Annotated in this window: 13 protein-coding genes; 4 read left to right on the forward strand and 9 right to left on the reverse strand. The window is 65.9% G+C overall.

Annotated features, from left to right (window positions below):
• Positions 1-60 precede the first annotated feature (60 nt).
• Positions 61-1,155, forward strand: a complete 1,095-nt coding sequence (locus AWB94_RS22840) for a substrate-binding domain-containing protein (RefSeq protein WP_201029616.1) — start codon at positions 61-63, stop codon at positions 1,153-1,155.
• Here the strand turns inward: AWB94_RS22840 and AWB94_RS22845 are convergent.
• Genes AWB94_RS22845 through AWB94_RS22870 form a run of 6 tightly spaced genes read right to left on the reverse strand, consistent with a single transcriptional unit; the run spans position 1,121 to position 4,375 of the window.
• A complete protein-coding gene (locus AWB94_RS22845) occupies positions 1,121-1,960 on the reverse strand; it encodes a CbtA family protein (protein WP_084395464.1) in 840 nt (279 codons plus the stop codon). The genes AWB94_RS22840 and AWB94_RS22845 overlap by 35 nt on opposite strands.
• Entirely contained in the window at positions 1,951-2,229 is a 279-nt protein-coding gene (locus tag AWB94_RS22850; protein ID WP_084395465.1) for a CbtB domain-containing protein, read from the reverse strand. Before AWB94_RS22850 ends, AWB94_RS22845 begins: the two co-directional genes overlap by 10 nt.
• Positions 2,177-2,506, reverse strand: coding sequence for a nitrile hydratase accessory protein (locus AWB94_RS22855; RefSeq protein WP_062659350.1), 330 nt, complete (start codon positions 2,504-2,506; stop codon positions 2,177-2,179). Before AWB94_RS22855 ends, AWB94_RS22850 begins: the two co-directional genes overlap by 53 nt.
• Entirely contained in the window at positions 2,503-3,123 is a 621-nt protein-coding gene (gene nthA, locus AWB94_RS22860) for a nitrile hydratase subunit alpha (protein ID WP_062659351.1), read from the reverse strand. The genes AWB94_RS22855 and nthA overlap by 4 nt, the downstream gene beginning before the upstream one ends.
• Positions 3,120-3,854 (reverse strand): nitrile hydratase subunit beta, encoded by a 735-nt coding sequence (gene nthB / locus AWB94_RS22865; protein WP_062659352.1) that lies wholly within the window; start codon positions 3,852-3,854, stop codon positions 3,120-3,122. Before nthB ends, nthA begins: the two co-directional genes overlap by 4 nt.
• Entirely contained in the window at positions 3,854-4,375 is a 522-nt protein-coding gene (locus AWB94_RS22870) for a DUF1097 domain-containing protein (RefSeq protein ID WP_062659353.1), read from the reverse strand. The genes nthB and AWB94_RS22870 overlap by 1 nt, the downstream gene beginning before the upstream one ends.
• 326 nt (positions 4,376-4,701) lie before the next feature.
• On the opposite strand from AWB94_RS22870, the gene AWB94_RS22875 reads away from it, so the two are divergent.
• Positions 4,702-5,700 (forward strand): GlxA family transcriptional regulator, encoded by a 999-nt coding sequence (locus tag AWB94_RS22875; RefSeq protein WP_109762579.1) that lies wholly within the window; start codon positions 4,702-4,704, stop codon positions 5,698-5,700.
• A gap of 114 nt (positions 5,701-5,814) precedes the next feature.
• Here AWB94_RS22875 and AWB94_RS22880 read toward each other — a convergent pair whose 3' ends face one another.
• The gene (locus tag AWB94_RS22880; protein WP_062659355.1) at positions 5,815-6,699 is read right to left on the reverse strand and encodes a LysR family transcriptional regulator; all 885 of its coding nucleotides are present in this window, start codon (positions 6,697-6,699) and stop codon (positions 5,815-5,817) included.
• Positions 6,700-6,770: 71 nt separating this feature from the next.
• Between AWB94_RS22880 and AWB94_RS22885 the strand changes: the two genes are divergently transcribed.
• Positions 6,771-7,496 (forward strand): SDR family oxidoreductase, encoded by a 726-nt coding sequence (locus AWB94_RS22885; RefSeq protein ID WP_062659356.1) that lies wholly within the window; start codon positions 6,771-6,773, stop codon positions 7,494-7,496.
• A 56-nt stretch (positions 7,497-7,552) separates the two neighbouring features.
• On the opposite strand, the gene AWB94_RS22890 is transcribed toward AWB94_RS22885, so the two are convergent.
• Positions 7,553-7,912, reverse strand: a complete 360-nt coding sequence (locus AWB94_RS22890) for a ClpX C4-type zinc finger protein (protein WP_234811850.1) — start codon at positions 7,910-7,912, stop codon at positions 7,553-7,555.
• Between the two features lie 219 nt (positions 7,913-8,131).
• The gene (locus AWB94_RS22895) at positions 8,132-9,193 is read right to left on the reverse strand and encodes a GGDEF domain-containing protein (RefSeq protein ID WP_234811851.1); all 1,062 of its coding nucleotides are present in this window, start codon (positions 9,191-9,193) and stop codon (positions 8,132-8,134) included.
• 283 nt (positions 9,194-9,476) lie between these two features.
• Here AWB94_RS22895 and AWB94_RS22900 point away from each other — a divergent pair, with 283 nt between their 5' ends.
• Positions 9,477-10,391, forward strand: coding sequence for a carboxylesterase family protein (locus AWB94_RS22900; protein ID WP_084395466.1), 915 nt, complete (start codon positions 9,477-9,479; stop codon positions 10,389-10,391).
• Positions 10,392-10,445: the final 54 nt, after the last annotated feature.

Genomic DNA, 10,445 nt, shown 5'->3' on the forward strand with positions numbered 1-10,445 from the left:
GTAGCTGGTGGTTCAGGGTAATCGAACGACAGCCCCGACCTGGTGGTGGAGATGGGCCGCATGAACAGCAACGCACGCACGGAGTCAGACGCCGTGGTCGTCGGCGTGGTCAACCCGCTGCAGGGACCACTCGGGATCATCGGTCCGTCGGCGCAGCTGTGTGCGGAGCTGGCTGCCGAGGAGATCAATCGCGATGGCGGCATACTCGGCCGCGAAGTCAAACTCGTGCACGTCGACGGCGGTGCGCAGGTGCACAAAGTTCGAGCGGAGGTGCTTGAACTCGCCATGGCAGGCAGGATACAAGCGGTCGCAGGTGTACACACCTCCACCGTGCGGGAAGCACTGGCGTCGGCCATCGGCGGCGCGATTCCCTATATCTACAACTCGTTGTACGAGGGTGGCGAGCGGCGGCCGGGCGTTTTCGTCACCGGCGAGACGCCGGAGACGCAGCTGTTACCCGCGATGACGCTGCTCACCGGGGAGCGGCGCATCCGCCGCTGGGCACTGGTCGGCAACGACTATGTGTGGCCACGCGGGACGGCGAACACCATCCGAGAGCATCTCGCGACGACAGGATCCGGCTCCCTCGTCGACGAGGTATACGTTCCGCTGGGCACGTCGAACTTCGACGCACACCTTGACCGGCTCGAGCGCTCGACCGCCACGGCGGTGGTCGTCCTGCTGGTCGGACAGGACGCCGTCGAGTTTCACCGGCAGTATGCCGAACGCGAACTGGACGCCAAAGCGGTACGCCTGACGCCGCTGATGGACGAGAACATGCTCCTGGCCGCGGGCGACCACAATTGCCGCGACCTGTATGTCGGCGCCGGCTATTTCTCGTCGTTGTGCACCTCCGACAGCCTCGAGTTCGTCGGGCGATATGCCCGCCGGTTCGGCGTCGACGCCCCTTTGGTGGGGACGATGGGCGAATCCTGCTACGAGGGATTGCATCTGCTGGCGGCCCTCGCGCGGACAGCGGGCACCCTCGATGTCAACTTGTTGACCACGCTGTCGAACTCGCTGGTATACGAATGCGCTCGCGGCGTACAGCGCCTCGATGCCGGACACACCGCCCCCAGAACGTATCTGGCCGAGGCGGACGGGTTCGACTTCAACGTGCTCACCGAGATGACCCCGGCAACCCTCGCGAAATGACATTCTCCCGTCGTGCGCCTGCACGCCGCCCGTCGGATATCGCCGACAGGCATGCCCAGGTCGCCCCGATCGTGAGCCACATCAATGCCTGGTTCAGCACCGAATAGGCCCGGAACTCCCCCAACACCTCGGCCGGGAAGCCCTCGACGAGCACGCCGACGGGCCCCGATATCGGTCCGGGCACCTCGTGAAAACTGGGCAACCACACGAAGGCCACCAGTATGACCAAGCCGTATCCGCCGGACGCGACGGCAGCAGCCGGCCAACTTCCCCACCGACGCGACCACGCCAGGCCGACTGCCACGGCTACACACGCGCCCACCACCGCGATCACGGTGATCGTCAGGAACGCCGAACTTCGGGCACCGATGGTTTCTTCCAGGCCGACGGTCGGCGGGTTCGGCGGATACTTCAGGCCGGGCACCACGTTGATCGCCGCGAGCATTCCTCCCGCAAGCACCAGGGCCAGGCCCGTGGAGTCGGGGGCGAAGCCGCGCCGGATGAGCACAGTGCGGAGCACGGTGTAGGCCACTGCGAACAGCACACCCATCGCGACCGCCATCGCGATGATTCCGACCGCGGCACCGAAGTTCTCCTGGACCGACCGAGTGAAAAGCTCGTGCCCGTGCTCGTGATCGCTTCCGGCGAGCTGGGCCTGCGCGTGCTCGCGTTGCCCTTCGTAGTCCACGGACGAACTGATTAACGGCTCGATCATCACGCGACTGAACGCGAAACTGACGACGCCACCGACCACACCGGGCACGAGATACCGCAGCATGGGCGGCAATTCGACGTTCAGTGACACGGGAACCCGAGCAGGTGCCGCGCATCGTGCACGAACTCGTGAACATGGGTGTCCGAACCGAACACGGACACGGCGCCTTGGTCGTAGCCGACGAAGTAGTAGGCGATGAGCGCGAGCAGGGTCAGGACGGCCAGCCGGACCGGTACGGCCAGGCTGGTAGCTGCTGCACGCAGGTCGGCGAGTGGCGCACCGAGGGCGGGGTTGGCATCGGTCATCTCAGTGGTCCTCGCAGTTCTCGTGGTCGTGGTCGTGGGCGATGGCGTGGTCATTGGCGTCGGTGAGCAGCGGGGCGGTCAGCAGCTCGTGGCGGTCGACGAGCTTCGCGAGCGTCGCAACCCAGTGGTCGTAGTACTCCCACTCCCCCCGTTCAGGTTCCGGGGTGGCTTCCCACTCCCCGATCGTCGCGATCAGGGTCTGCTGAAACTCACTCCACGGGTAGTGGCGGAACTCCGAGAGCGCGAGGGCCAACCCGAATGCCCGGCGCTGCCATTCGTGGTCGAACTGCGGGGCAGCCTGGTCGGTGGTGCAGGTCTCGTGCAGCCTCATGACGCGGGACCGGCCAACGCCACGCCGATCATCGACTCGGTGGTCACCAGATCCATCAGCATCTCGTCAGTGAAATCATCTGTGCCCGCAGGCCTTTCAGGGATGACGAACCATCGCGAGTGGCCACTGGAGTCCCATACCTTGATTTCGGTATCGGCCGGCAGATCGACTCCGACCTCGGCGAGCACCTTGCGTGGTTCCCGCGCGGCCCGCGCCCGGAATGTCGGATCCTTGTACCAGTACGGCGGCAGACCGAGCACCGGCCACGGGAAGCATGAGCACAGCGTGCAGATCACCAGGTTGTGCACCCCGGGCGTATTGGCGACGGCCTGTAGGTGCTCACCCTCGGCACCGGCCATACCCTCGGGCAGGTTCAGTTCGGCGACGGCCGCGGGGGTGTCGACCACGATCTTGGCGGCGAACTCCGGATCGGTCCAAGCCTTGACGACGATCTTCTTGCCGTTGAGTGGGGTCATCTCCGTCTCGAAGTAGGCGAGCACCTTGTCGACGGTTTGCGGTGTGATCACGCCCTTTTCGATGAGCAGCGCCTCCAAGGCGGCCACCTGTTTGGAGCTGATCTCCTCGCGGTCGGGCGGGTAGGCGAACTGGCCGGTCATGCTTCCTCCTCGATCGGCGCCAGATAGGCTTCGAACAGCTCGGCGTAGAGCTTCAGCGGGCCGCCCTCGGCGCGCGGACCCCAGATTTCACCCGGGTCGAATTCGACGATGTAGATCGGCATCGGGTCACCGATCCCGTCGCCGGTATTGGTGAAGTAGCCGTAGTCGCCCTCGAAGACCCGTTCCACTACGCCGACCCGCCCACGCAGGTATCCCGGCAGTCGGCTGTGCGCATCGGCAGCGACGTTGGTGATACGCACCTGCGAGCCGACCGCGAACTTGGGGTGCGCGACGTCGCGGCGTGGGCTGTCGCCGAGGCGCAGATAGGCGATCACCTGATCGTCGATGGCCGGCAGGTCCCGGCCTGCTGCCGGGGTGAGTTCGGCAATCCGGTCGGCGAGTTCCTCTTCGGTGACATAGCCCTTGTCGATGAAGAACTGGATGATGCCACCCAACCACTTCTCGTAGTAGCGGAACTTGAAGTAGTCGAACGGGTTCATCGCCTCTGCGCCGGTGCGCAGGTCGGCCCATGTCCACTCGTCTTGGAACGCGGTGGGCACCTCATCGATGGGATACTCCGGCAAGGCCTTGCTGAGGTGGTTCGACAATCCCATCATCGCGACATGAATGCCGAAGATCCGTTTCTCCCAGTCCTCGACGAAGACTCGCTTCTCCAGGGTGAGCGGCTCGGGCAATCCCTCGAGGCCGCCGAGATAGTGCTGCAGTTTCATCAGGCAGGGCTTCCTTCTGTGGACGGGGTCACTGCGGACTTCGTGGTCATGACCGTCGCGAGGTATTCGGAGAGGAAACCGAACGATGCGCCGAGGACGCAGGCCCCGGCGGCGACCAGGCCGGGGTGCGAGATGGTGGTCACGGTGATGTCATTGCCCCGCCCGGCGACCGTCGACACCGTGGAGGCAAATCCGACGACGACGGCCGGGGTGGTGGCCAGCAGTGGCACCCAGGATGCCTGCACCATGACTGCACTGCCGACGCCGACGGCGACGGCGGTGACCAGCAGGGTGCCGCCCATCAGATGGGCGGCATACAGGCTGGCGGAAGCGATCACCACACCGACGAGATTCGACGAGACCGAACGGACCCAGCCTGCCACGCCTCCTCCGACGAAGAAGAATGCTGCCCAGGCCAGGAACACCACCCAGATGGGCACTGTGATGACTTCAGCAGTGAATGCGACTGCCACGCCGCCAAGCACGCCGATGCTCAGCGTCAAGGCTGTCCGAGAATCCATGGCGCACCTTCTCTGAATCTGGGGGATGGCTCGCTTCGTCTCCGGAGCGAGCTACGATGAAATAAGCTTTGTGCCAGTGGGTTTCAGCGGTGTTACAGGTGGATTGCTCCGCCCGTCAGGTCCGGACACGAATAGCGCAATTCCGGACTTGGCCCTGCCCTGGGCTCCGCCCCCATTGCCGTCGTACCCGTCTGCCGCTACGTTGACTGTCACCTCGGCTGGGGGCCAGGAAAGGACATCACCGGGTGCCGGACACGCGCAGCTCAGCGCGGCTACCCGCCGCAGGGCGCCAACCCGCGAAAGCGCGGGGATCCAAGGCGCCCAAGATCGTCGTGTTCGCGTTGTACGACAAAGTGACGCTGCAGGATGTCGCCGCGCCACTCGAAATATTCGCCCGGGCAAACGATTTCGGAGCGCAGTACCGGGTGATCTTGGCCTCGCCGACAGGCGATGCCGTCGACACGACGTCGTTCGTCTCATTACAGGTCGATATGTCGCTGGCCGAGGTGCCCGACCGGATCGACACACTGATCGTCCCTGGCGGCGTGCCGCCCGACTTCTCGTTCACGCCCGGCGAGCACGATATCCCAGAAGAGCAGACTCCGGACGTCGTTGCGGCGGCATTGCAGATGGTGGGTTTACTGGCACCGCGGGCCCGGCGGGTCGCCTCGGTGTGCACCGGCGCCTTCGTGCTGGCCGCGCTCGGCCTGCTGGACGGCCGCCGCGCGACCACGCATTGGGCGCACTGCCAGGAGCTGGCACGTACATATCCCGAGATCGAAGTGGTGCCGGACTCGCTGTTCGTCCAGGACGGGCCGTACATCACCGGGGCAGGAATCAGCGCGGGGATCGACCTCGGCCTGGCCATGGTGGAAAGCGATTACGGTCCCGACGTGGCCCGGCGGGTGGCACGTTGGATGGTGGTGTTCTTGCAGCGCCCCGGCGGTCAAGCCCAGTTCAGCGTCTGGACCGAGGCTGCGCTGCCGGTCGAGAGTGGACTTCGCGAGATCCTCGACTCGGTGGTTGCCGATCCGGGCGCCGACCATTCGATCGCGGCGATGGCTGAACGTGCTGCGGTCAGCGAACGACACCTGGTACGCATGTTTCACGATCAGGTCGGCTTGACTCCGGCCCGTTTCGTCGAACAGGCACGACTCGAGGCGGCGAAAGTCCTACTGGCGACCGGAGATCACGGCCAGGAAGCCGTCGCGCGCCGTGCCGGCTTCGGGTCTGCGGACACCATGCGACGCGCCTTTCGGCGCGCTCTCGGGGTCTCACCCAGTACGTATCGAAGCCGATTCCGCACCACCGGCATCCACCGCTAGCCGATTCTGGCTCCTGCGCCCAGCTATCCGTGTTCCGGAGCGGGACGTGGCCATGTGCTGACGACCGGCGCTGCTCCACATCCTCGGCGTACGAAGGGCGCTGGACTCGGGTGGCTAGCCGTCATGGACCAACACATCCCAGCGTTTCGCGTCCCGCATCGCCGCGTCGAGGAGGTCGGAGCGTGCCGTCGTGGACCGGACCAGCGCGACCTCGCTGGGCGCCAACCCGTCGACGGGGCGCAGCACGACGTCGGGGCGGGGGTACGCGTGGGCTGTCGACGCCGGCACGATGACGAATCCGTCGTCGATGACGACCCGCTCGAGCTTCTCCTCGACGGTGGGCTGTGGGCGCGCATCGGCCGCTGCGCGAGTCCCCAACAGTTCCGGCACGGCGACCGGATCCTGCAGCAGCGGCAGTCCGACCAGGTCGTCGAGGGTGAGCACGGTGCGGCCGGCCAGCGCGTGGGCGCGCGACAGCACTGCCACCCGTGGCTCGGTGAACACGGGCACAATCTCGAGACCGGTTCGGTCCACCGGCAGGCGGACGAAGCTCAAATCGGCGCGTCCATCGTGGATTACCTCGACCTGGTCGTCCCATGACGTCCTGATGACATCGACCGAGACGTTCGGGTAGCGCTCGCGCAAAGCCCTCAGGAGTGGGGTGGGTACGACCCCTGGCATGAAGCCGACGACGAGCGTCCCGGCGCCGTGCGTGGAGCGTCGGGCGCGGCGCTTCAGCGCCTGAGCAGAACGCAGCAGTGTCCGCGCCTCCGGTAGCAAGGCCGCACCGGCCTCGGTCAAGCTGGTTCCGCGCGAAGACCTTTCGAACACTGCCACGCCGAGTTCGGTTTCGAGCGCCCGAATCTGCCGGGTCAGCACGGGCTGCGTGATGTGCAGGGCGGTGGCCGCTTGTCCGAAGTTGAGGGTGTCGGCGGTGACCACGAAATATCGCAGCTTCCGCAGGTCGACGTCCCCTGAGGCATCCGCCAAGCTGCTCATGCTTTCAGGGTATCGCCGTACTGCCGAGAAGGTCTTGGACAGATGAGTCGATGTTCGCGGATCGTCGAGTCATGACCCTTCTCGATCAACGCGTCCTCGTCATCGGCGGTACCTCCGGTCTCGGCCTCGCGGTGGCGCGCGCCGTGCTCGAACGCGGCGGCGCCCCCGTCGTCGCGTCGCGACGCTCCGAAAGCGTCGCCCACGCTCTCGACCATTTGGGCGGCGGCGCCGCAGGCGGCGTCGTCGACGTGCAGGACGACACCTCCCTGGCGGCGCTGGTGAACGACCATGGGCCCGTCGACCACCTCGTCTACACCGCTGGTGAACCCCTGGAAATGACGATGCTCGCCGATCTCACCGCCCAGCGGATCCGATCATTTTGGGACACCCGTTACGTCGGCGCGATCAACGCTGCCCGGGTGATCGTGGGGCGCGACGGGATCCGCGGCGGCGGATCCATCGTCCTGACAAGTGGCAACGCCGCTCAGCGGCCAGGGCCGGGTTGGGCGCTCGGGGCGAGTATCTGCGGCGCGGTGAACGCGCTGACGCGACAACTCGCGTTGGAGCTCGCGCCGCTGCGGGTGAACAACGTCGCACCGGGCGTTACCCGCAGCCCGCTGTGGTCGGCGATGCCGGCCGATGAGCAGCAGGCCTTCTACGACGGCGTGGCCGCGACGCTGCCGGTGGGCCGAATCACTGAACCCGACGACGTGGCGCTCGCTTACGTGTATGCGATGGAGCAGCCGATGGCGACCGGTACCTCGCTCTTGGTCGACGGCGGTGCGGTGCTGGTGTGACGCGTGAACCCACCGTCCCCGCCCAGACGTTCTCGTCTGGGAGTGTGCGAGCGCAGCTAATCGTGGGTGAAGCGTTCCCAGGCCGACTGTCGCGCGACGCCCAACGCGGCGGCGATTCGCGACCACGCGACGCCCCGCTGCCGAAGCTCGTCCACGCGGGCGCGCAGGTCTGCCTCGACATTGGCCGTCGTGGCGGCAACGCGCGGGATCTCGTCGAGCAATTCGTCGTCCGAGTAATCCTCACGATCCCGCAGCGGGAGCGTGTCACGATCAGGCCGATCCTCCATAATCGCAACACATTTGGTGACGCAATCGCCGCAGATGTATACGCCGTGACCGCTGATCAGTCTGTTGACCTGACGCGATTCGAGCCCGCAGAACGAGCAGTACATCACAGCCATCACCGCTTTGCCCACGGTCCCCACCCTTCACCATGCGTCAGGGCTATCCTGACGCATGGTGTCAGGATAGCCTGACAGTGTCGTCAATGGCAGAAATCGCCGGCGTCGCCCACGACCCATCACCGATTTCAAGAAAATTACCGGGCGTGCCACTGCAGATCCATGCCCATTCTCGATTGAACCTGAGGCAGAACATGATTGACGCTCAATACGCGTCTTCGGTTGAAGCGGTCGTCAGAGCTGTCCGTTATGACAAAAACGGTTTCCGCCGGCGCGCTTGGCCTGGTACATGGCGTCGTCGGCAGCCCGGATCAGGTCGTCGATGAGTTGTAGGTTGGGGGTGGCCGCGTCGCCGTCGAGCGGTGCACTGGCAGTACCGACACTCGCGGTGACCGGCGCCGGGATGTCGGCGATCGCCTGGCGCAGCTGCTCGCCGTGGGCCTCGGGCGCCGGCCGGCGGGCGACATCGGCGATCAGGAACTCCTCTCCCCCGGCCCGGCCGACCACCGCGGAGCGACGGCATGCCTTCTCCAGTGCGGCGCTCACCCCGATCAAAGCGGCGTCGCCGGCGGCGTGACCCTGGGTGTCATTGAGCTGCTTGAAATTATCGAGGTCGATCATCGTGATGATCAGATGGGCGCCGGTGCCGTGATGGCGCATCATCAGCTCGTAGGCCGAGTAGTGGAAGGACCGTCGGTTGTGCAAACCGGTCAACGGGTCTCGGCCCGAGCTGCGCAGGTCGACGCGCAACGTGCGTACCAGCGACTCGACGCCGAACGGTAGGCCGATGTTGAGCGCCGCCACGATCGCGACGGCCGCCGCCGCCAAATGGACATCACCCGTCTCGGCGACGACACGACCGGCCAGCACCGCGGCACAGATCGCGGCCACAGCGCCGTTGAGAACCACCTCCCGTCGGGTGTGGAAATAGGCGACGAACCCGCCGATCACCGAAAACGTCGTACAGCCCATCAACCCCACATAGGGGTTGGAGAACGACAGGCAAGCTGCGGCGATCGTCGCGGTTGAGGTCATCGAGAACCCCATCGACTGCCGCCGCGTCGGCCACTGAAAGAGGAAAGGCAGCGCGGCGCCCGTCGCCGATCCAGCCGCCACGAAGCAGACGATGGTCGTCAGCCGGGTTCCGGGCCCCTGGGGGCTGAAGGTCATCAACGCCGTCGAAGACGCCAGCAGCACGGTGGCGGTGAAGATCATCACCCGCCACAGCCGCTGTAGACCGCGGTCGTACAGGTAAGCGCTGATCCAGTCGTACTGGTCGGCCTGACGCCCCGACACGCGCCCCCACCGAGCCATCATCACTCCCAAAATTTGCCCGGGCACTACCCCCAATAATTGTCACGTCAATCTTGCCAGCGTCGTCCCGCGCCCGACACCGGGGCCGGTTGCCCAGATCCCGATGGCTGCGGCGGCGAGCGCCATCCAAGACTCCCTATGCGCTGAGGCTGGCCGCCACGTCGCCGAACGCTGCGTCGGCTTCTCGAGGTGGTCGGTCAGGTCAGCGAGAGACTGTTGACTCTCACCGCTGAACGCGGTCACTCGATCGTGATGAAATGGGGCCGTGGCCACCCCTGAGGTACGCGCGATAGCGGGAACCGTGTGCGGCCGGTGGGAGGACACAGTCGCAGTCTTCCGTGGCATTCCCTATGCCCAACCACCGGTGGGCGCACTGCGTTTCGCACCGCCAGCGCCGGCGCAGCGCTGGGATGGTGTCCGCGACGTCGCGTCGTTCGGTCCGCCGGCACCTCAAGCCGATGCGCCAGATTCTGATCACGACACCGACTGGCTGACCCTCAACGTGTGGTCACCAGATCCCGGCGATGCGCGCTTGCCGGTGATGGTGTGGATCCATGGTGGACGCTACCTGGAAGGCCACACCGGCAACCCGCACCAGAACGGAGCGATCCTGGCCGCTGCCGGCGTCGTCGTGGTGAGCCTGAACTACCGCGTCGGGTTTGAGGGCTTCGCCCATGTCGCCGGTGCCCCGAACAACCGCGGCCTGCTCGACCAGATCGCCGCCCTGCACTGGGTGCACGACAACATCAGCGCCTTCGGCGGCGACCCCACCAATGTCACCTTGTTCGGCCAGTCCGCTGGAGCAGGCAGCATTGCAGCACTGCTCACCGCGGCTGATCGTGCCGGCCTGTTCCACCGCGCGATCATCCAAAGCTTGCCGGGCACCTTCTTCACCGAACAACTCGCCGCCGCAGTGTCGGCACAGATCGCCGAGCAACTCGACACACAGCCGAGCGCCGCAGAACTGCAACGCTTCTCCCCGCACACCCTGGTCACCGCCAGCCACGCGCTACTGGCGCGGATGCCGCGGTTCGTGCAGTCCTGGGGACCAATGGCACTGACACCCACACCGTTCTCCCCCATCGTCGACGGCTCCACCGTGCCCGAGTCGCCGTGGCGCGCGCTCGCCGCCGGCGCCGCCCGGGACATCAAGGTGCCCTTCCGCGTCAGAGATCGGTAACCAGGACTCGGTTTTAATTCTCCGCATTTTTGCTGGTTCGATCACCGGACCGGA

It is taken from the genome of Mycolicibacterium canariasense, from assembly GCF_002101555.1.
In the GTDB taxonomy this organism is placed as follows: domain Bacteria; phylum Actinomycetota; class Actinomycetes; order Mycobacteriales; family Mycobacteriaceae; genus Mycobacterium; species Mycobacterium canariasense.

Coding starts and splice junctions, on each gene's coding strand:
- AWB94_RS22840 (WP_201029616.1), top strand. CDS start 61: ATGAACAGCAACGCACGCACGGAGTCAGACGCCGTGGTCGTCGGCGTG.
- AWB94_RS22850 (WP_084395465.1), bottom strand. CDS start 2,229: ATGACCACGCCATCGCCCACGACCACGACCACGAGAACTGCGAGGACC.
- AWB94_RS22855 (WP_062659350.1), bottom strand. CDS start 2,506: ATGAGGCTGCACGAGACCTGCACCACCGACCAGGCTGCCCCGCAGTTC.
- nthA (WP_062659351.1), bottom strand. CDS start 3,123: ATGACCGGCCAGTTCGCCTACCCGCCCGACCGCGAGGAGATCAGCTCC.
- nthB (WP_062659352.1), bottom strand. CDS start 3,854: ATGAAACTGCAGCACTATCTCGGCGGCCTCGAGGGATTGCCCGAGCCG.
- AWB94_RS22870 (WP_062659353.1), bottom strand. CDS start 4,375: ATGGATTCTCGGACAGCCTTGACGCTGAGCATCGGCGTGCTTGGCGGC.
- AWB94_RS22880 (WP_062659355.1), bottom strand. CDS start 6,699: ATGAGCAGCTTGGCGGATGCCTCAGGGGACGTCGACCTGCGGAAGCTG.
- AWB94_RS22885 (WP_062659356.1), top strand. CDS start 6,771: ATGACCCTTCTCGATCAACGCGTCCTCGTCATCGGCGGTACCTCCGGT.